We start from the raw sequence: 20,072 nt of genomic DNA on the forward strand, positions 1-20,072 counted from the left end.
TCGACCGGCAGCTCCACCACCGCTTCATCCGAGGGGATCCCGTGACGACCGACCACCGCACCCGTCCGACCGGTCTCGCGCTGACGCACGAGGTCGGTACGGCCGTCACCGTGCACCTCGCCGGGATCGACATCCTGCGGTACACCTACCGACCGGACACGGTCCAGCGCGAATCGCCGAAGCCGTACCTCCACCCGGTGCGCACGGCAGGTGGCGCGCTCGTGACGCTGGCCAGACCGCACGACCACGCCTGGCACACCGGGATCGCGTGGGCCCTCCCGCACGTCGGCGACGACAACTTCTGGGGCGGCCCGACCTTCACCGGGACCGCCTACGAACAACTCGCGAACAACGGCCGCTCCGAGCACGTCGCGGTCACGGACGTCCGTGCTGACCCGGGCGAGGTGCGGTTCGCGCACACGCTCGCCTGGATCACGGAGGACGGTCGGCACGTCGTCGACGAGGAGCGCACGCTCACGGTGCGACCGGCCGCCGGGGACTGGACGCTGACCTTCGAGACCCGGATGCGCAACGTCTCCGGCCGGGACCTGTCGATCGGGTCGCCCACGACGAAGGGTCGGGAGAACGCCGGCTACGGCGGGCTCTTCTGGCGCGGCCCACGATCCTTCACCGGCGGCACCCTCCACAGCCCCGACGGGAGCGGCGGCGAGGAGCTGCGCGGCACTCGCCACGCATGGATGGGGTTCACCGGCCTCCACGACGGAACGGCCGTGGCGTCGAGCATCGTCATCGTCGACGACGTCCGGAACCCCGCGCACCCGCCGCAGTGGTTCGCGCGCACCGAGGAGTTCGCCGGACTCTGCCCGGCCCCCTTCTTCAGCGAGGAGCTGCCGTTCGGAGCCGACGAGACCCTCGAGTTCCGCTACGCCGTCGTCGTCGCCGACGGTGCAGCCGGTGACGGCCGGGCCGCCACGCTCGCCGCATCCGGTCGCGACGCGCTCGAACGGTCGCGTTCGGGCCGCGCCGATCACCACGACAGCGCGCCCATCGCAACGCCCGCCGCACCGACCCGGAAGGACCCACGCGCATGACCACGACCCGCGAACGCTACGCCCTCATCGGCACCGGACACCGCTCGCAGATGTACCTCGACGCCATCGTCGGCCCGCACGCCGACGTCGCCGAGCTCGTCGCCTGGAGCGACAGCAACCCCGGCCGGCTCGACCACTACGAAGGGGTCCTCGCCGAGCAGGGTGTCCCGCTGCCGGCTCGACACGGCCCGGACGACGTCGAGCGGATAATCGCCGAGCAACGCGTCGACCGGGTGATCGTGACGACCCCCGACTTCACGCATGCCGAGATCGTCTCACGCGCGCTCCTCGCCGGTGCCGACGTCGTCGTCGAGAAACCGCTCACCATCGACCGCGAGGGCGTCGAGCGCATCGCGGCGGCCGTCGCCGAGAGCGGCCGGAACGTCGTCACGACCTTCAACTACCGCTACAGCCCGCGGAACTCGGAGCTGCGCCGCATCGTGCAGGACGGTGGGATCGGACGGGTGACGGGCGTGCACTTCGAGTGGGTGCTCGACACCGTGCACGGCGCCGACTACTTCCGCCGCTGGCACCGTGAGAAGGAGCATTCCGGCGGCCTCCTCATCCACAAGGCGTCGCACCACTTCGACCTCGTCAACTGGTGGATCGGGGCTCGGCCGGCCTCCGTCTACGCCACCGGCGGCCTCCGCTTCTACGGCGATGCCAACGCGGCCGAACGCGGGCTCGCGGCGCGTCCGGGGCGTGGATCGGTGCCGGACGACGCCGAGGCGGCGGCTCGCGATCGTCCGAACGACCCGTTCGCCCTCGACCTGCGTGACGACCCGCGGCTCGAGTCGCTCTACCTGCGGGCCGAGCAGCACGACGGATACCTGCGCGACCGCGACGTCTTCTCGCCCGGGATCGACATCGAGGACAACCTGTCCGTCCTCGTCGAGTACGACGGGGGCGCCTCGCTCAGCTACTCCCTGAACGCCCACGCGCCGTGGGAGGGGTACCGCGTCTCCATCAACGGGACGGAGGGCAGGGTCGAGCTCGAGGTCGTGGAGCGCGCCGCCGTGCTCGTCGGGTCCGACGGGCGCGTCGTCCTCGACCCGAGCCTGAGCGGCGACGGCGAGACCGCGGACGGCGCCGCGTCCGTCGCGCCGGTGCGTTCGCGCGGAGAGCGCCTCGTGCTGCAACGCCACTGGGAGGAGGCCCGCGAGATCGAGATCCCCGAGGGCGTCGGCGGACACGGCGGCGGCGACGCGTTCCTGCTGCGGCACCTGTTCGACCGCGTCACCGAGGACGAACTGGGACGCCCCGCCGGCTACGACGACGGCGTGCGGGCGATCTCGGTCGGCATCGCCGGAAACGAGTCACTGCTGACCGGGCGTCCGGTCGCGACGATCGCGCCGTGAGCTGCGGCCCGGAGGCCGGCACCGGCGCCGACTCGGACGTCGGGTCGATCCCGGCCGCTGAGCGGGTGACCGAGGCCGCCCAGATCGCTGAGTCTGTCCCGGCCGCTGAGTCTGTCCCGGTCGCCGGACCCCTCCCGGTCACCGAGCCCGTCCCGGTCGCCGGACCCGTCCCGGTCACTGAGCCTGTCGAAGTGCGCCCGACGCCCGTGCCGCCCGCCGCCCTGTTTCCGGTCGATGGGGCAACCCCGGTCACTGAGCCTGTCGAAGTGCGCCCGACGACCGCCCCATCTTCGCCCGACGAGGGTGTCGACGTGCGCGCCAGGTCGTTCGCACCTCCACCCGGCCGCGACCCCGGTCTGCGGGCGCTCGCCGCCCGGTTCAGAGAGTCGATCCGGGGCATCAGTACCGCAGACGGATCGCTCGACACCACGCGCACGCGCCTCGCCGAAGTCCTCGGTGTGCTCCCGCGACCGGTGCAGCCCGAGCCGCCCGCGGAGCTCTCCCGCTGGACCCGTGACGGCGTCGACGGGGTCGAACTCCGCTGGTCGACCGGGTTCGGTGCACCGACGTCGGCGTGGCTCCTGCGTCCGGCCGGCGAGACGGGCGCGCTCCCGGGCGCGCTGGCGCTGCACGACCATGGCGGCTTCACACGCGTCGGGCGGGAGAAGCTCGCGGACGGACCCGACGGTGTCCCTGCCACGACGTCCGTGTCACGGGAGGAGTTGCAGGCGTTCCGCGACCGCTACTACGGAGGCCGCGCCGTCGCGTCCGACCTCGCGCGCGACGGGTTCGCCGTGCTCGTGCACGATGCGTTCGGGTGGGGATCACGGCGGATCCCGGACGAGGCGGTCGCCGAACGCTTCCATCGGACCGTCGACCTGCAGCTCGCCGGTCGTCGGTTCGCGTCGGTGCAGCGCGGGGAGCAGCCCGCGGCGGTGTCGCCCGGGCAACGGTCCGAGCTTCTCGCGGGGGCCAACGAGCCGCAGCTCGCGAAGGAGCTGGGCGTCCTGGGCACGTCGCTCGCCGGTCTCGTCCTCCGCGACGACCTCATCGCGCTCGACCAGCTGGCAGCCGCGCCCGGGGTCCGTTCCGGAGCCATCGCGTGCTTCGGTCTGTCCGGCGGCGGTGCCCGGGCGGTCCTCCTCGCCGCCATGGACGACCGGATCCGCGCTGCCGGCGTGGTCGCGATGATGTCGACGTTCGACGGTGTGCTCGACGGGCACGCCGATCAGCACTCGTGGACGTTCCTATCACCAGGACTGTCACGGGTCGGCGACTGGCCGGAGCTCGCATCTCTGCGCCCCCGTTTGCCGCTCCTCGTCCAGTACGCCGAGCGCGACGAGCTCTTCGAGCCGGCCGGCATGCGTGATGCCCACGCGATGCTCACTGAGCGGTACCGGTCCGGTGGCGAGCGCTCGGCCTACACGGGCACGTTCCATGACGAACCGCACAGCTGGTCGGCCTCGATGCAGGCCGAGCTGCGCGCCTGGCTTGCCGCCGCCCTCGCCTGACCGGCCCTGGTCCTGTCCCCAACTCAGGAGACGTCCGGTGTGTCGTGCCCGGGCTGGGGCGGCACGCCGGCGGAGTCCTGAGTCGGGGACGGTGGTTTCGGTGTTCGCAATTCAGGACGGGTGCGGCGTGTCGGGCCCGGGGCGGGTGCTGTGGCGTACGGCGCGCCGGGTGGGTCCTGAGTTGTGAACAGGGGTGGGTGTGGGTGGTGGGATGTCCCCTTCTCAGGAGATGTCCGGTGTGTCGGGGCTGGGTTGGGGCGGCGCGACGGGGGACTCCTGAGTTGGGGACGATGGTTTCGGTGTTCGCAATTCAGGACGGGTGCGGCGTGTTGGGGTGTGGGACGGGCCTGGCCGGGGTGGCGCGCCGGGTGTGTCCTGAGTTGTGAACAGGGGTGGGTGTGGGTGGTGGGAGGTCCCCTTCTCAGGAGATGGCCGGTGTGTCGGGGCTGGGCTGCGGCGGCGCGCCGGGGGAGTCCTGAGTTGGGGACGGACAGGACGGCGGTCAGGCGCGGGCTGCGGCGGGGAGCTCCAGGAAGCCGTCGACGCGGCGGGGGAGACGCAGCGGGTTCGCCTCGTGCAGGGCCTCGGGGAGCACACGCTCGGGGGCGTCCTGGTAGACGATCGGACGCTGGAAGCGGCGCACCGCCGACGCGCCCACCGAGGTGTGGAGCGAGGTCGTCGCCGGCCACGGTCCGCCGTGGTGCTGCGCCCAGCCGACCGCGACACCCGTCGGCCAGCCCCCGAAGAGCACCCGGCCGGCGATCAGCTCGAGCCGCGACACGAGACCGGCGATGTCCTCATCGGGCGCCGCGTGCACGGTCGCCGTGAGCGCGCCACCGACCTCGGCCAGGACCGCGTGCAGCTCGGCGTCGTCCGCGACCTCGATGACGAGCGTCGCCGGCCCGAAGATCTCCTCGAGCAGGACGTCGGGCGCGTCGAGGACCGTCACGGCGGTGGTCGCGAGGACGGTCGGAACGCCGGAATCGGCAGCCGCCGTCCCGCCGCCGAGGAGCGTCCGCACCCCGGGATGACCGGCGGCGCGAGCGGTGCCCGCGGCGTACGCCTCGGCGATGCCCGGCGTCAGCATGCGCCCGGCGACGGTGTCCGCCGCGGCCTGCGCGACGAGCTCGGCGAACCCGCTGCCGCTCGGCACGAGCACGAGCCCGGGGTTCGTGCAGAACTGCCCCACACCGAGGGTGAACGACGCCGCCAGTCCGCGCGCGAGTTCACCTGCTGCCTCGCCCTGCAGCGCGGCCTCGGTGATGACGACGGGGTTCGTGCTGCCGAGCTCGCCGTAGAACGGGATCGGGGCCGGCCGCTGCGACGCGAGGTCGAACAGAGTGCGCCCGCCGGCGAGTGAGCCGGTGAACCCGACCGCGGTGATCGCCGGGTGCTGCACGAGGGCGGTGCCCTGCTCACGACCCTCGACGAGAGCGAACGTGCCCTCCGGAGCACCCGCTGTGCGCAACGCCTCGACGACGATCGCCGCGGTCAGCCGGGAGAGTCGCGGGTGGGCGGAGTGCGCTTTGACGATGACCGGACATCCGGCCGCCAGCGCCGACGCAGTGTCACCGCCGGCGACCGAGAACGCGAACGGGAAGTTGGACGCGCTGAAGACCGCGACCGGCCCCGTCGGCCGGAGCATGCGTCGCAGCTCCGGCTTGGGCGGGGTGGCGGAGGCATCGGCGTGGTCGATGACGACCTCGAGGAATGCGCCGTCGCGGAGGACGGCGGCGAACAGCCGCAGCTGGCCCGTCGTCCGCGCGACCTCGCCCGTGAGGCGCGCGGTCCCGAGGTGGGACTCCTCGTCGGCGAGTGCGACGAGCTCGTCGACCCGGGTGTCGAGGGCGTCGGCGACGGCCTCGAGCCAGGCGGCGCGGGTCGAGGGCGCGGTGGATGCGAGCTCGGAGGAGGCCGCACCTGCTGCCGCGGCGACCTCGTCGACGGTCGGAACGGCGGCACGTCCCGCATCCCACGCGGCGTCGCCAGTGTGACCTGCGGGCGTGACGGTGTCGCCGCCGTGGCCCACGCTGCTGCTGCTGCTGCTGCTGCTGCTGCTGCTGCTGCCGTTTCCGCTGCCGTCGGCGTCGTCGATACGTCCGCGGACGCTGTCCGAATCGTCGGTGCGCGCCCTGGCGGGGGTGGTGCGGTCGATCGTGCCGGTGCTGTGGTCGGTGTCGTGCATGGTGATGACTCCTCGGGGATGCGGATGCGGCTGATGGAGATCGGGCGGGTGGCGGATCGGGCGGCGGCCGGGCTCAGCGCGCGACGGGAGTGGTCTCGGCGACCCGGTCGCGGATCACGAAGCCGATGCCGGGTCGCCGCTCGGCCTGCACCAGGCCCTCCGCGATGGTGACCGGCCCGGGCGGGTCGATGGCGCCGATCGCGACGAAGCCCGCGTCCTCGACGTCCTCGACCTCGGTGACCTGCGGGAGGGCGAGAGCGAGCTGCCCGGAGAGGTCGGGGAGCAGGTGCGGGGCGAGCGTCAGCCCGGCGTCGTCGACGAGCGCGGCGATCGCGAGGAAGGGGGTGATGCCGCCGACGCGCACGACGTTCGGTTGCAGGACGTCGGCGACGCCACGGTCGACGAGGTCGCGGAACCGGTGGATCGTGTGCACGTTCTCGCCCAGCGCGATCGGGATGTCGGTCGCCTGGCGCAGCCGTTCGTACCCCGCGGTGTCGTCGGAGCGCAGCGGCTCCTCGATCCACGCCGGGTCGACGACGCCGAGCCGTTCCAGGGACGAGACCGCGCGGTCGACGTCCCAGCGCTGGTTCGCGTCGATCATGAGTCGGCGGTCCGGTCCGAGCAGTTCGCGCACCATCGTCACGCGGTCGACGTCCTCGGCGAGGTCTGGCTTGCCGACCTTGATCTTGACGGCGTCGTAGCCCGCCGCGATCCACCGCTCGACCTGCGCGGCGAGCGAGGCGGCGTCGAGGTGGAGGTTGACGCCGCTGCCGTACGCCCGGACCGTGTCGCGTCGGCGACCGAGGAGGTCGGAGAGCCCGAGACCGGCCCGTCGCCCACGGAGGTCCCAGAGCGCGGTGTCGAGCCCGGCGAGCGCGATCGTGGTGATCCCGCCACCACCGGCCTCGTGTAGATGCGTCCACAGCCGGGGCCAGAGCGATTCGGGGTCGGTCGTCGATCCGAGGGCGGCGGCCGCGATGTCGTCGTCGAGCAGCGCGCGGACGGCCGTCGCTCCGATCGTCGGTGTCCACGTGAAGCCCGAGCCGGTCGCCCCCTCGTCGTCGACGACGTCCACGCGGATGAGATGCAGCCACGGCGCCTCGGGCACCCAAGGGCGCGGCATGGTGAACCGGCCGAGCGAGGTGGTGATGGAGGCGATCCCCGGCATCGTCAGCGTCCTGCGACCAGGGTCGCGTGCTCGGCGACGAGGTCGGCGCCGGTCGCGAGCAGCGCCTCCAGGCCCTCGGTCTGCTCGGGGGTCGGATCGACGAAGGGCGATCGCACGGAACCGACCGGCAGACCGCCGAGCCGGACGCCGGCCTTGATGAGCGACACGGCGAAGCCGGGGGTCTCATCGCGGAGGGCCACCAATGGACTGTAGAACTCGCGCAGCAGGCGTTCTCGGAGCGGCTCGTCGTGCTCGGTGTACGCGCGGTAGAACAGCGTCGCGAGCTCCGGCAGCATGGCGAAGACGGCCGAGGAGTAGAGCGGGATGCCGATGCCGCGGTAGGCGGCCTGCGTGAGCTCGGCGGTGAGGAGGCCGTTGAAGAAGGCGAAGTCGTCTCGGCCCTCCTCGTGCACCGCCAGCACGATGTCCTGGGCGGCCGCGACGTCGCCGACGCCGTCCTTGAAGCCGACGACCTGCGGGTTGCGCGCGAGGTGGCGCATCGTCGCCGTCGTGTAGCGGGCGTTGTTCCGGTGGTAGACGATCGCCGGGAGGCTCGTCGCCGAGAGGACGTCCTCGACGTACGCCTGCAGTCCGGCCGCCGGCCCGGAGACGAGGTACGGCGGCATGAGCAGGATCGCGTCGGCTCCCGCCTCCTCGGCCGCCGCGGCGAGTTCCTTCGCGGTCGCCACGCCTCCTCCGGCGCCACCGATGACCGGGACGGCGCCGTCGACGACCTCGACGGTCCGCCGGACGACGCGGGCGGCCTCCGACGGCGACATCGCGTGCAGCTCGCCGGTGCCGCAGGCGGGGAACACCCCTCCCGGGCGGTGTTCGAGTCGCGACTCGAGGTGGGTGCCGAGGAGCCCCAGGTCGACCTCGCCCGCGGCGTCGAATGGGGTGATCGGGAAGTACAGGACGCCGTCGAAGGCGAGCGGTGCTGGCATGGTGGAGGTCCTCGTCATCGTGGGGCTGGGGCTGGAACAGGAATGGTGGCCGGCCGGCCGGTGTCGGCGGCCAGCAGATCGGTGAGCCGGGCCGCCTCGGCGGGGCTGAGCACCGATCGCCAGTCGTGCTCCGGCCGCCACCCGAGGTGGGCGGTCGCCTTCGCGCTGCTGAAGGCTGCGGCTCGGTCGACGAGTCCGTCGGCGAATCCGGCGGTGCTCGGGACGTGAGCGGGCAGCAGGGTGGACAGGGGTGCGAGGGCCAGTGCGTCGTCGGCGCCGACGAAGTAGATCTCACCGGAGTGCCGGGCTTCCGCGCGATCGATCCAGGCGGCGACGAAGCGACCTGCGTCGCGCGCGTCCACGTAGTTGTACAGGGAGACGGCGGCGAGTGCGGGATCGGCGAGCCGGTCGACGATGGTGTGCCCCTGCTGCGTCGGTGCGCCCTCCCACTCCTCAGGGGAGACGACGAAGCACGGCCGGAAGGCGCCGGTCACGACGGCGTCGCCGTGGGCGCGGGCGAGCATCGCGACCGTCGACTCGATCGCGACCTTCGACAGCGCGTAGGCGTTCCACGGGGCGACCCGGTGCTCCTCGGTGATGGGGAGCGCCTCGGGCGTCCACCCGTGCGGGGCGCCGTAGCCGATGACGGTCGGGCTGCTCGCGGCCAGCAGCCGGGTGGCTCCGGCGGCGATCCCCGCGGTGAGGGCGGTGAAGGCGAGCGTCTGGTTGGTCGACAGGATGACGTGCTCCGGCGCGCTGAAGGGCACGGCGATCGCCGCCAGGTGCACGACCGCGTCGGGCCGCAGGGCGGCGAAGAGCTCATGGGTGGCGTCGTGGTCGAGGAGGTCCGCGGTCCGGCCCTCGACGCCGGGGAGCCCGGGGTCGGTCCGATCGACGGAGACGACCTCGTGGCCTGCTTCGGTGAGGGCGCTCGCGACGCTCCGCCCGAGTCGTCCTGCGCCGCCGGTGACGATGATGCGCATCGGTGTCCTCTCTGACCACGTCCGGGTCGACCAGGCCGACCGCGCTGACCAAGAAACCGGTTTCTCGGGGTGAGCCTATAGGATGATTGACGACGGCACCACCCATGATGAGTTGGACGAGGACGTATGAGCAACCGGTTCCCCACTGCTGGCCCGACGCCGACGATCTCGGACGTCGCCGTGCAGGCGGGCGTCTCGAAGGCCACCGTGTCGCGCGTGCTCAACGGCAAGGCCACCGTCGACGCGGCGATCGCCGACCGCGTCCTCGCCGCAGTCGACGCCCTCGGCTATCGGCCGAGCATGCTGGCCCGAAGCTTGTCGCTCGGCCGCACGAACACCATCGGGGTGGTCGTGCCCGACCTCGAGAACCCGATGTTCCAGGAGATCCTGCGCGGGGTCACCCGGGCCGCGGCGGCCGACGGCTACCGCGTCCTCGTGACCGACACCGAGGAGGACCCGGCCGACGAGGCGGCGGCGGCCCGCGAAGCCCGTCGTCGCTGCGACGCGATCGTCCTCTGCTCACCCCGCCTGGCCGAGCCGGAGCTTCGAGCGCTCCTCGCGGAGCTGCACCCGGTCGTGCTCGTCAACCGCGAGCTCGCCGACTCGCCCGTTCCGTCGGTGTCCATCGACTACGCGAGCGGCATGGAGCAGGTGCTCGCCGAGCTGCACGCACTCGGGCACCGGCACATCCTGTACCTCGCGGGGCCCGCCGCGAGCCAGGGCGATCGCCTCCGGCGGGTCGGTATCACCCGTGCCCGCTCGGACCACGACGACCTCTCCGTCGACGTCGTGACGGCCGGCTCTGCGCTGGTGGACGGCGCGGCGGTCGTCGAGACGGTGGTGCAGCACGACGCGACCGCCGTCGTCGCCTTCAACGACCTCGTCGCACTCGGGCTCGTCTCGGCGCTCCGCGGTGCCGGTGTGTCCGTCCCCTCGGCGCTCAGTGTGGTCGGCTTCGACGACATCCCGTTCGCGGCGTTCGCGGTGCCGGCGCTCAGCACGGTGTCCGTCCCGCGGCGCGAGCTCGGTGCCGAGGCGTGGAGCAGACTGCGCGACACCATCGGCGGCGCGGACGGTGGACACCCGCTCGTCTTCCGATCGCGGTTCGTCGCCCGGGAGAGCACCGCAGCGTGCCCGGCCGCGAGTCCACCGGTCTGGCGCGGAACCGAGCAGCACCCCACCTCACCGGAGCTGACCGCCAGGCTCGGCGACCGCGAGGTCCTCGTCCTCCACGACGGCAGCGGCCTCGAACCGACCGACGCCCCGCGACCGTTCGCACACCCCGTCACCTCGCTCGGCGGGACCGTCGTCACCGAATCCGCTCCCGACGACCACCCCCACCATGTCGGTCTCTCGATGGCCGTCGCCGACGTCGACGGTGTCTCGTACTGGGGCGGTCGCACCTACGTCGTCGGGCAGGGGTCGACGATGCTCGACAACCACGGTGTCCAGCGCGTCACCGAGACCGAGGTGGACGCGGGTGTGCTGCGTCAGTCGCTCGACTGGACCGGACGCGACGGGACGACGCAGCTGCGGGAGTCGCGCAGCACGGTCGTCGAGGCGTTCGCCCTGCCCGGATCCGATGTCGGGAGCGGGAGGTCGGCGCTCCGCGTCGCCGTCTCCAGCGTCCTTCAGACGACGGGATCGACGGTGACGATCGGATCGCCGGCCACGAACGGTCGTGAGGGCGCCGGGTATGGCGGATGGTTCTGGCGGCTGCCCGCGGACGCCAGACGGTCCGTCCTCAGCGCGGAGGGGCCAGGGGAGTCGACCGCGCACGGCTCCCGTGCGGCGTGGGTCGCCTTCGTCCTCGACGCCGACGGGAGCGCCGACCCGGAGACGGGTGACGCGGCCGAGTCCGCCCCGACGCCGGCTCGACGCCCCACGACCGTCCTGTTCCGGCAGCCCGCAGCGAACGCCTTCCCCTGGTTCCTCCGTGCGGCCGAGTACCCGGGTGTCGGGGTCTCGCTCGCCGCCACCAGCCGCACCGCCATCACCGCCGACACCCCGCTCGTCACCGGTCTGGAGGCGGTCGTCGTCGACGGCGCCCTGGACGCGGAACAGGCGGACGCCATCCACCGCGCGCTCCTCACGGCCGAGGAACGCCTCATCGAACCGCGCAGCACCGAACCGCGCAGCACAGGGAGTGACGCATGACCAGCACCGACCTCACCACCGTCCCGACCGTCGTGGTCGTCGGGATCCACGGCCATGGCGCCAGCCACGTGGCGGCAGCCAGGGCGCTCGCCGCGACCGGCGCGATCCGCCTCGTCGGCCTCGTCGACCGGACCTTCACCGAGGAGGACCGCGCCACCGGGGACGCGCCGCTCCGCGGTTCACTCGAGGAGTGCTTCGCCGACGGGCGGGTGGACGTGGTCATCCTCTCGACGCCGATCCACACGCATCTGGACCTCGCCGTCACCGCGCTCGAGCACGGCGCCGACGTCCTGCTCGAGAAGCCGCCGGTGACCTCGAACGACGAACTCGATCGGTTGCAGGCCACCGCCGCCCGGACCGGCGGGCTCGTGCAGGTCGGGTTCCAGAGTCTCGGATCGCACGCGATCGGCGAGATCGCGGCCATCGTCGACAGCGGGGAGATCGGGGCCGTGACAGCGCTCGAGGCGAGGGGAACCTGGGTCCGCACCGTCGGGTACTGGACGCGTGCCGCGTGGTCGGGCAGGCGCTCGCTCGACGGTGTGCCCGTCGTGGACGGTGTCGTCACCAACCCTCTCGCGCACGCGGTCCAGACCATGCTGCGGCTCGGCGGCACGACCGACCGTGCGGCGATCGCCACCATCGACCTCGACCAGTACCGGGCCAACGACATCGAGGCCGACGACACCTCGGTCGTCCGCATCACCCCACAGCGCGGTCCGGTCATGACGGCGGCGCTCACCCTGTGCGCGCAGGCGACGACCGACCCGGTGGTCACGGTGCACGGGGAGCTCGGCTCGATCCGGTTCCACTACACGCGCGACGAGGTCGAGGTGGTCGTCGACGGCGTCACCCCGCGACGCTGGACCACAGGCCGGACCGAGCTGCTCCCCGACCTCCTCCGCGCGCGCGAGGCGGTCCGGGCGGGTCAGGACGCCGCACTCGTCAGCTCCCTGGCCGACGCGTCCGCCTTCACCGCCGTCCTCGACGCGGTCCGATCGGCCCCAGCGCCGCACCCCATCCCCGCTGATCTCGTCGAGTGGTTCGGGACGGGCGACGAGCGCCGCCCGGTGATCCCGAGGATCGAGGAGCTCGTCGCCGAAGCGGCCGCCACCGGCAGCACCTTCGCCGAACTCGGGACCGATTGGGCCCGGCGGTGAACGACGAGCGACCCGGGCCGGACGAGGACGACCGCCGGCGCAAGCACGCCCGGCTCGTGTCGCTCCTGGAGGCACGCGGAGCAGGCACGATCGTGCTGCGGTCCGCCGCCGCGGTCAGCTGGTACCTCGACGGCTCTCGCGTCCATGTGAGTCTCGCGGCCGACCCGATCGTCGCGGTCGTGGTCTCGCCGGGCGACGCGTGGCTCGTCGCGACCTCCAACGAGGTGGACCGGCTGCAGGCCGAGGAGCTGCCCGACATCCGGGTTCGGACGGTGCCGTGGCACACGCCGATCGACACGGTGCTGCCGAGTGGGGACGGGGTGCTGCAGGAGGCCGACGTCGCCGCCGAGCTTCGGGCGGCGCGTGCGTCGCTCCTCCCTGCCGAACTCTCGCGGTTCCGTTCGCTCGGGCGGGCGACGACGTCGGCGCTCGAGACGCTCGTCGACGAGGTCGCTCCTGACTGGACGGAACGCGAGGTCGCCGCTGACCTCGCCGGGCGCCTCGTCGCGGCCGGGATCGACCCTCTCGTCCTCCTCGTCGCCGGGGAGCACAGACTCGCCCATCGGCACCCGCTGCCGACCGAGGGGCGACTCGGTTCCCGGGCCATGGTCGTCGCCTGCGGCCGCCGCGACGGGCTCATCGTGAACCTCACACGGTGGTTCGACGAGGGTGGCACCCCGGCCGAGCCGTTCACCACCGGCATGCAGCGCATCCGGGCCGTCGAACGTGCCTATCTCGACGCCACCGTGCCGGGTGCCTCGCTCGCCGACATCCTCCGGACGGGGAGTGCCGCTTACGCCGAGCAGGGCTTCGACGCCGAGGAGTGGACGAAACACCATCAGGGCGGTGCGGCCGGCTACGCGGGACGCGATCCGCGCGCCACGCCTGAGGCGAGCGATGTCGTCCAGCCCTGGCAGGCCTTCGCCTGGAACCCGACCGCACCCGGCGTGAAGGTCGAGGACACCGTCGTGGTCACGCCGGACGGTGTCGAGGTGCTGACGACGAGCTCGGCCTCGACCCACCAGATCCCGTCCACCGTGGGAGGCTGAAGACATGACCCAGCACATCGTCATCGCACCGGACTCGTTCAAGGGCACGGCGACCGCCGCGGAGGTCGCCGAGGCGATCGCCGACGGGTGGCGGACCGTCCGGCCGGATGACCTCCTGCAGTCGCTTCCCATGGCCGACGGCGGCGAGGGCACGCTCGACGCATTCGCGGCCGCCGTCCCTGGAGCGCGTCGGCACCCGATCACGGTCACCGGCCCGGTCGGCGACCCGGTGGACGCCGAATGGCTCGAGTTGCCCGACGGCTCCGCGGTCGTGGAACTGGCGCAGACGAGCGGGCTGACCCTCCTCGACCCCCTGCAGCCGTTCGCAGCGCACACCGTCGGTTTCGGCGAGGCCATCGCAGCCGCCCTCGACCACGGTGCGCGACGACTGCTGCTCGCGATCGGCGGAAGCTCCAGCACGGACGGTGGAGCCGGACTCCTGTCCGCGCTGGGCGCCCGGTTGATCGATGCCGACGGCGGTTCGACGGCGCACGGCAATGCGGGGCTGGCAACCCTGGACCGGATCGACACCACCGGCCTCCGTGCGCTGCCGGCCGACGGTGCGGTCATCCTCAGCGACGTGACCAACCCGCTGCTCGGCGACCGCGGCGCCGCAGCGGTGTTCGGACCGCAGAAGGGGGCAGACGCGACGGACGTCCCCGTCCTCGACGCGAACCTCGCGCGGTTCGCGACCCGCGCCGCGGAGGCGTTCGGGCGGGACCACGCGGAACGCGCAGCGGTCGAACCCGGTGCCGGTGCCGCGGGCGGTGCGGGCTACGGCCTCCTGCTGTGGGGTGCCACCGCCACCTCGGGCGCGCGCGGCGTCGGTGAGGCGATCGCCCTCCCGGAAGCGGCCGAGGCGGCGTCGATCGTGATCACGGGCGAGGGCCGCTTCGACGACCAGACGGCCGACGGCAAGGTCGCCTCCTGGGTCGCGGGGCTCGCGGCGGACCGGACCATGCTCGTCGCCGGAGCGATCCAGGCGCCCACCGAGGGGATCTTCCTCGCGGCGGCATCGCTCACGGAGCTGGCCGGCGGTGTCGAGGCGGCGATGGCCGAACCGCTCGTCCACCTGCGTGCGGCAGGGGCGGCACTGGCCACCCAGTACCGCCCCTGATCACGTCACCCGGCGGTGACGCACGTCATGCGGTGACGTCGATGAGGACCTTCCCGACCGTGTCGTCCTCGACGGCGGCGTGGGCAGCAGCCGTCTCGGCGAGCGGGAACACCGTGAGCGCCAGGCCGTGGTCTTCGCCGACGTGGAGCGCGCCGTCCTCGATCGCGGCGGTGATGTCCTCAGCGGCGGCGTGGAGTGCGGCGTCGCCGACCGTGTAGAGCAGCATGAACTGGAGCCGCGTGTTGAGCCCCATGTGCGGGCGGATGTCGAGCGTGATCGAGTCACCGCCATTGTTCGCGTAGCTGACGACCGTGCCGCGCGGGGCGAGGACCGCCTGGTCGAGGGGTAGGTTCTGCGCGATCGCGACCTCCACGACGAGGTCGACGCCGTCGGGCGCCACCTCGCGGATCGCCGCGGCGGTGTCGCCCTCGCGGTAGTTCACGACGTGGTGCGCTCCCGCGGCGGTCGCGAGGCGGGCCTTCTCGTCGCTGCTGATGGTGCTGATGACCGTCGCGCCCGCCCAGCGCGCGAGCTGGATCGCGGCATTGCCGACGGCGCCGGCGCCACCCTGGACGAGGACCGTCCGACCGTCGAGGGCACCGGGGGTGAGGCGGGTCGGACCATCCTGCGCGACGGTGAGTGCACGGTGCGCGGTCATCGCGGGGACACCGAGGCTGGCGCCGAGTTCGAAGGACGCGGCGTCGGGCAGGGGGACCACACGGGAGATGGGCTGCACCGTGAACTCCTGAGCCGTGCCCAGCGGGCTCTCGTGTGCAGCGAGGTACACCCAGACGCGGTCGCCGACGGCGAAGGTGGTCGTGGTCGCCGCGTCGCCGGCAGCGGGGCCGACCGCGTCGACCACGCCGGCACCGTCGAGGTTCGGGACGACCTCGGGGAAGGGCATGCCACCCGAGGGGCCGCCGCCGCGCCTCGTCTTCCAGTCGGTCGGGTTGACGCCGGAGAACGCGAGCTTGACACGGACCTCGCCGGGGCCGGGCTCGGGGAGCTCGCGCTCGACGAGGTGGAGGACGGACGGGTCACCGTTGGTGGAGTAGACGATCGATCGCATACCGTCGCCAACGTCTCCGCCTCGCGGAAGATTCCGCGGTGGCCCTTCGACAGGCTCAGTGACCGGTGGGGGTCGGTTCGATGACCGGCGGAGGTCGGCCCCGGGACTGGTGGAGGTCGCCTCGGGCACCGGCTCAGGCTCGGGCGGCGTACTGCTCGCGGGCGATCCCGGAGGCGTCCGCAGCGACTGCGTCCGCCTGGTCGGCACCGTCGCCGGCTCCCACCACGGTCCACACCGGACGGGTCCCGCTGAGCGCCCAGGCCGCCTGCACCGCTGCGCCGTCGGCGACGTACTCCCCGGGTGCCGGTACGACGACCGGGACGTCGAAGACCTCGCGGGCGATCGCCTGCACCGCCGGGTTCTGCGCCGCTCCGCCGATGAGGAGGACCCGTTCCGCCGTGACGCCCTGCGCGAGCACCGCGTCGAGACCGTCGGCGAGTCCGCAGAGCAGCCCCTCGATCGCCGCCCGGGCGAGCCCCTCCCGCGTCGTCGACTCCAGGGTCATGCCGAAGAGGGTCGCCGTGGCGTCCGGCTGGTTCGGCGTGCGCTCACCCTCGAAGTACGGCTGGAGCACGAGACCGCGCGCTCCGGCCGGGGCCTCGAGCGCGAGTCGACCGAGTTCCGCGTGGTCGACGCCGAGTAGCGCGGCCACCGCGTCGAGGATCCGGGCGGCGTTGAGCGTCGCGATGAGCGGCAGGAACGCGCCGTCGGCGGAGGCGAACCCGGCGACGGTGCCCGAGCTGTCGCGGACCACGGCCGGCGTCACGGCGAACACCGTCCCGCTCGTCCCGATCGACACGACGACGTCGCCGGCCGTCGCCCCGAGCCCGAGGGCGGCTCCCGCGTTGTCACCGGCGCCCGCCCCGATGACGGTGTCCGGCCCGATGATGCCACCGTCGACACCGGTACCGGCCGACTCCTCCGGCGCGAGCACACGTGGGAGGATCGCATCGTGGCCGAGCGCTGCGACGAGCAGCTCGCGGTCGTACTCACCGTCGGCGGGCGACCAGTACCCGGTGCCGGAGGCGTCGGATCGGTCGGTCGTCAGTTCGGCGAGGTCCGCGCCGAGTGGGCTCTCGTCTGCCGGACCGAAGCCGCGCAGACGCCAGCTCAGCCAGTCGTGGGGGAGCGCGACGGCGGCGACCTCGGCGGCGTTCGCGGGTTCGGCATCGCGCAGCCAGCGCAGCTTCGTGATCGTGAAGGAGGCGACGGGGACGCACCCGGTCCGCTGGGCGAGTTCCGCAGCGCCGAACTCCGTGATGAGGTCCGTCGCGGCCTGCGCGCTCCGGGTGTCGTTCCAGAGGAGTGCCGGACGGATGACGCGTCCGTCGACGTCGAGCGCTACCATGCCGTGCTGCTGGGCCGCGACCGACACCGCGGCGACATCGGCCAATCCGCCTGCGGCGGAGGCCGCCTCCTGCAGCGCCTGCCACCAAGCGGCCGGGTCGACCTCGGTGCCGGCGGGGTGCGCCGCGCGTCCTTCGCGGACGAGCGCTCCGGTCTCGGCGTCGCGGATGACGACCTTGCAGCTCTGGGTGGACGAATCGATGCCGGCGACGAGCGTCATCGCTCTCCCTGTTCTCGGTGGTGGGCGGTCGGGTGACCGCCGGGTCTGCTGTGGGGGTGGAACGCGGAACGGCGTTCCGCCCCCGATCCTCTCGGATCAGGAGACGGAACGCCAGGTTCGCGGGTGTCGGCTAGCGCGCGCCCATGAGGTGGTCGACGGCCAGCTGCTGCAGGCGGACGAACCCGAAGCCCTTGCCGCCGAAGTAGGCGTCGGCGTCGAAGTCCTCGTACGACGAGCGGTCGGCGAGCAGCTGCTCGACGGTCTCGCCGGGGTTGAGCGTCGGCTCGCGCAGCTCGGGCACGCGGGCGGCTGCCAGCGCCTCCTGCACCTCGGGGTCGGCGCGGAACGCCTCGGCGCGCTCCTTGAGCAGCAGGTACATGCGCATGTTGGCGGCTGCGGAGTCCCACACGCCGGTGATGTCCTCGGTGCGGCTCGGCTTGTAGTCGAAGTGACGCGGGCCGTCGTACGCGGGGCCGCCGTTCACGCCACCGTGCTCGAGGAGGTCGACGAGCGAGAACGCGTTCTGCAGGTCGCCGTGACCGAAGACGAGGTCCTGGTCGTACTTGATGCCCCGCTGGCCGTTGAGGTCGATGTGATAGAGCTTGCCCTGGTAGAGCGCCTGGGCGATGCCGGCGGTGAAGTTCAGGCCCGCCATCTGCTCGTGGCCGACCTCGGGGTTGATGCCGACGAGCTCCGGGCGCTCGAGGGTCTCGATGAACGCCATGGCGTGGCCGAGTGTCGGGAGCAGGATGTCGCCGCGGGGCTCGTTGGGCTTCGGCTCGATCGCGAAGCGGATGTCGTAGCCCTTGTCGGTCACGTAGTCGCCGAGGAAGTTGACGGCCTCGCGGTAGCGCTCGAGGGCCGCCTGCACGTCCTTCGCGGAGTCGTACTCGGCGCCCTCTCGGCCGCCCCACATGACGAAGGTCTTGGCACCGAGCTCGGCGGCGAGGTCGAGGTTGCGGAGCACCTTGCGGAGGGCGAAGCGACGGACGGCGCGGTCGTTCGAGGTGAAGCCGCCGTCCTTGAAGACGGGCGCGCTGAACAGGTTGGTGGTCACCATCGGCACGATGACGCCGGTGTCGGCGAGGGCCTGCTTGAGGCGGTCGATCTGCTTCTGGCGTTCGGCGTCGGTCGAGCCGAAGGCGAAGAGGTCGTCGTCGTGGAAGGTGAGACCGTAGGCGCCGAGGTCGTTCAGGCGGGTGACGGCCTCGACCACGTCGAGGTCGGGGCGGGTGGGGCCACCGAACGGGTCGGTCCCGTTGTAGCCGATCGTCCAGAGGCCGAAGGAGAACCGATCGGCTTTGGTGGGGGTGAGGCTCATGCGTGCAGTCCTTCAACGTCGTTGGTGAGTGGATGATTTGTTGTTAACCACAACTTATAGTCGAGACTAGCAGATCGTCGGCCTCGCGTCACCGGTCGAAGGTCGCGAAATATTTCGTTAGCATGGGCAGAACTTCTCGCTGGAGAGACGGCCGCCCGGCCCGACGGAGCGGGATCGGAGGACTCGGATGAGCGACGACCTCGCGGTGCAGACCGCTGGACCCGGTGCCGGTGGCGGGCGCGCGACCCTGTCGCGCATCGCCAGGGAGGCCTCCGTGTCGGTGTCGACCGCCTCGAAGGTGCTCAACGGGCGGCCGGGGGTGTCGCCGGACACCCGGGAGATCGTCGAACGGCTGCTGGACCGCCACGGGTACAGTCGCCGCGGTGCCGAGCTCGCGCAGGGCTCGCTCATCGAGCTCGTCTTCGAGTACATCGACAGCTCGTGGTCGCTCGAGATCATCCGCGGTGTCGAGAAGGTCGCGCGCCAGCACGGCATGAGCGTCACCCTCACCGAGACGGGCGCTCGGCGTTCGACCGGCGAGGGTTGGGTCGAGAGCATCATCTCGCGGAAGCCCGTCGGGGTCATCCTCGTGTTCTCGGACATCGACCCGGCGTACCGGCGCCAGCTCCACACGCGCAACATCCCGGTCGTCGTGGTCGACCCGGCGGGGGACCCGGGCCCGGAGGTCGCCGCCATCGGCTCCACGAACTGGTCCGGTGGGATGGCCGCGACGCGCCACCTCATCGAGCTCGGTCACCGCAGGATCGGCTTGATCTCGGGCCCGCAGGACCTCATGTGCTCGCGGGCGCGGGTCTCCGGCTACCGGTCCGCGCTCGAGGAGGCCGGGATCCCGCTCGACGAGACGATCCTGCGCCGCGGGGAGTTCATCCCGGAGGCCGGACGCGTCCTTGCGCTCGAACTGCTGCAGCTCGAGGACCGACCGACCGCGATCTTCGCCGGCAACGACATGCAGGCGTTCGGCGTCTACGAGGCGGCGCGCTCGCTCGGGATCTCGATCCCGGAGCAGCTGTCGGTCGTCGGGTACGACGACGTCCCGCCGGCCAAGTGGGTCGGCCCGGCTCTCACGACCATCCGGCAGCCGCTCATCGAGATGGCCGAGGAGGCGACCCGCCTGGTCCTGAAACTGCGCTCCGAGTCGGTCGACAACATCCGCCTCGACCTCGCCACCTCCCTCGTCGTCCGGGGTTCGACCGCTGCCCCGCCCACCCCCTAGCCCGCGAACTGTCACTCGCCGCTCGTCCCGGCGGTCGGGACTGTGCCGGAGCGACAGTTCGTGGGTAACGGTGGGGATGGGCTGGTGGGCGATGGGTGCGAAAAGTTTCCAATGCGGGATAGGGAAGTTGCGGGCAGACAGGCGGCGGGGCTAGCTTCAGGGCACCGCAGCGAAGCGATCCGGAACCCCGGGGCCGCAGC

Annotated in this window: 15 protein-coding genes; 8 read left to right on the plus strand and 7 right to left on the minus strand. The window is 72.4% G+C overall.

Going from position 1 to position 20,072, the window contains the following annotated elements; translation table 11 throughout:
* From BIU99_RS01485 to BIU99_RS01495, 3 genes are all read left to right on the plus strand, one after another.
* Positions 1-1,052: PmoA family protein (locus tag BIU99_RS01485; RefSeq protein WP_071258814.1), on the plus strand; the 1,052-nt coding region annotated here is incomplete at its 5' end.
* A complete protein-coding gene (locus tag BIU99_RS01490) occupies positions 1,049-2,410 on the plus strand; it encodes a Gfo/Idh/MocA family protein (protein ID WP_071258817.1) in 1,362 nt (453 codons plus the stop codon). The genes BIU99_RS01485 and BIU99_RS01490, both read left to right, overlap by 4 nt.
* A gap of 311 nt (positions 2,411-2,721) precedes the next feature.
* Entirely contained in the window at positions 2,722-3,921 is a 1,200-nt protein-coding gene (locus BIU99_RS01495; protein WP_139205292.1) for a dienelactone hydrolase family protein, read from the plus strand.
* A 502-nt stretch (positions 3,922-4,423) separates the two neighbouring features.
* On the opposite strand, the gene BIU99_RS01500 is transcribed toward BIU99_RS01495, so the two are convergent.
* From BIU99_RS01500 to BIU99_RS01515, 4 genes are all read right to left on the minus strand, one after another.
* Positions 4,424-6,106 carry an aldehyde dehydrogenase (NADP(+)) gene (locus BIU99_RS01500; protein WP_083397121.1) on the minus strand — a complete coding sequence of 561 codons (1,683 nt, stop codon included), beginning with the start codon at positions 6,104-6,106 and terminating at the stop codon, positions 4,424-4,426.
* A 73-nt stretch (positions 6,107-6,179) separates the two neighbouring features.
* On the minus strand, positions 6,180-7,274 hold the full coding sequence (locus BIU99_RS01505) for a mandelate racemase/muconate lactonizing enzyme family protein (RefSeq protein ID WP_071258821.1): 1,095 nt from the start codon (positions 7,272-7,274) through the stop codon (positions 6,180-6,182).
* 2 nt (positions 7,275-7,276) lie between these two features.
* On the minus strand, positions 7,277-8,218 hold the full coding sequence (locus BIU99_RS01510; protein ID WP_071258824.1) for a 5-dehydro-4-deoxyglucarate dehydratase: 942 nt from the start codon (positions 8,216-8,218) through the stop codon (positions 7,277-7,279).
* A 14-nt stretch (positions 8,219-8,232) separates the two neighbouring features.
* Complete coding sequence (locus tag BIU99_RS01515; protein ID WP_071258826.1) at positions 8,233-9,201, minus strand: NAD(P)-dependent oxidoreductase; 969 nt, start codon at positions 9,199-9,201, stop codon at positions 8,233-8,235.
* 126 nt (positions 9,202-9,327) lie between these two features.
* Between BIU99_RS01515 and BIU99_RS01520 the strand changes: the two genes are divergently transcribed.
* Genes BIU99_RS01520 through BIU99_RS01535 form a run of 4 tightly spaced genes read left to right on the plus strand, consistent with a single transcriptional unit; the run spans position 9,328 to position 14,681 of the window.
* Positions 9,328-11,358, plus strand: coding sequence for a DUF6807 family protein (locus BIU99_RS01520; protein WP_071258827.1), 2,031 nt, complete (start codon positions 9,328-9,330; stop codon positions 11,356-11,358).
* Complete coding sequence (locus tag BIU99_RS01525) at positions 11,355-12,515, plus strand: Gfo/Idh/MocA family protein (protein WP_071258830.1); 1,161 nt, start codon at positions 11,355-11,357, stop codon at positions 12,513-12,515. The genes BIU99_RS01520 and BIU99_RS01525 overlap by 4 nt, the downstream gene beginning before the upstream one ends.
* Complete coding sequence (locus BIU99_RS01530; protein WP_175484327.1) at positions 12,512-13,564, plus strand: Xaa-Pro peptidase family protein; 1,053 nt, start codon at positions 12,512-12,514, stop codon at positions 13,562-13,564. The genes BIU99_RS01525 and BIU99_RS01530 overlap by 4 nt, the downstream gene beginning before the upstream one ends.
* 4 nt (positions 13,565-13,568) lie before the next feature.
* Entirely contained in the window at positions 13,569-14,681 is a 1,113-nt protein-coding gene (locus tag BIU99_RS01535) for a glycerate kinase (protein WP_071258836.1), read from the plus strand.
* Between the two features lie 25 nt (positions 14,682-14,706).
* Here BIU99_RS01535 and BIU99_RS01540 read toward each other — a convergent pair whose 3' ends face one another.
* From BIU99_RS01540 to xylA, 3 genes are all read right to left on the minus strand, one after another.
* Positions 14,707-15,750: an NADPH:quinone reductase gene (locus tag BIU99_RS01540; RefSeq protein WP_071258839.1), complete on the minus strand. Its 1,044-nt coding sequence runs from the start codon at positions 15,748-15,750 to the stop codon at positions 14,707-14,709.
* A gap of 133 nt (positions 15,751-15,883) precedes the next feature.
* Positions 15,884-17,317, minus strand: a complete 1,434-nt coding sequence (gene xylB, locus BIU99_RS01545; RefSeq protein WP_071258841.1) for a xylulokinase — start codon at positions 17,315-17,317, stop codon at positions 15,884-15,886.
* Between the two features lie 130 nt (positions 17,318-17,447).
* Complete coding sequence (gene xylA, locus BIU99_RS01550) at positions 17,448-18,638, minus strand: xylose isomerase (RefSeq protein WP_064295008.1); 1,191 nt, start codon at positions 18,636-18,638, stop codon at positions 17,448-17,450.
* A 187-nt stretch (positions 18,639-18,825) separates the two neighbouring features.
* On the opposite strand from xylA, the gene BIU99_RS01555 reads away from it, so the two are divergent.
* A complete protein-coding gene (locus BIU99_RS01555) occupies positions 18,826-19,872 on the plus strand; it encodes a LacI family DNA-binding transcriptional regulator (protein WP_175484328.1) in 1,047 nt (348 codons plus the stop codon).
* Positions 19,873-20,072 lie beyond the last annotated feature (200 nt).

This window comes from Plantibacter sp. MMLR14_011 (assembly GCF_001865025.1).
GTDB lineage: Bacteria > Actinomycetota > Actinomycetes > Actinomycetales > Microbacteriaceae > Plantibacter > Plantibacter flavus_A.

Excerpts from the sequence above, each read along its gene's own strand:
- BIU99_RS01505 (WP_071258821.1), bottom strand. The coding sequence starts at position 7,274 with ATGCCGGGGATCGCCTCCATCACCACCTCGCTCGGCCGGTTCACCATG.
- BIU99_RS01540 (WP_071258839.1), bottom strand. The coding sequence starts at position 15,750 with ATGCGATCGATCGTCTACTCCACCAACGGTGACCCGTCCGTCCTCCAC.
- BIU99_RS01535 (WP_071258836.1), top strand. The coding sequence starts at position 13,569 with ATGACCCAGCACATCGTCATCGCACCGGACTCGTTCAAGGGCACGGCG.
- BIU99_RS01520 (WP_071258827.1), top strand. The coding sequence starts at position 9,328 with ATGAGCAACCGGTTCCCCACTGCTGGCCCGACGCCGACGATCTCGGAC.
- BIU99_RS01555 (WP_175484328.1), top strand. The coding sequence starts at position 18,826 with ATGAGCGACGACCTCGCGGTGCAGACCGCTGGACCCGGTGCCGGTGGC.
- xylA (WP_064295008.1), bottom strand. The coding sequence starts at position 18,638 with ATGAGCCTCACCCCCACCAAAGCCGATCGGTTCTCCTTCGGCCTCTGG.
- BIU99_RS01490 (WP_071258817.1), top strand. The coding sequence starts at position 1,049 with ATGACCACGACCCGCGAACGCTACGCCCTCATCGGCACCGGACACCGC.
- xylB (WP_071258841.1), bottom strand. The coding sequence starts at position 17,317 with ATGACGCTCGTCGCCGGCATCGATTCGTCCACCCAGAGCTGCAAGGTC.
- BIU99_RS01500 (WP_083397121.1), bottom strand. The coding sequence starts at position 6,106 with ATGCACGACACCGACCACAGCACCGGCACGATCGACCGCACCACCCCC.
- BIU99_RS01510 (WP_071258824.1), bottom strand. The coding sequence starts at position 8,218 with ATGCCAGCACCGCTCGCCTTCGACGGCGTCCTGTACTTCCCGATCACC.
- BIU99_RS01515 (WP_071258826.1), bottom strand. The coding sequence starts at position 9,201 with ATGCGCATCATCGTCACCGGCGGCGCAGGACGACTCGGGCGGAGCGTC.
- BIU99_RS01525 (WP_071258830.1), top strand. The coding sequence starts at position 11,355 with ATGACCAGCACCGACCTCACCACCGTCCCGACCGTCGTGGTCGTCGGG.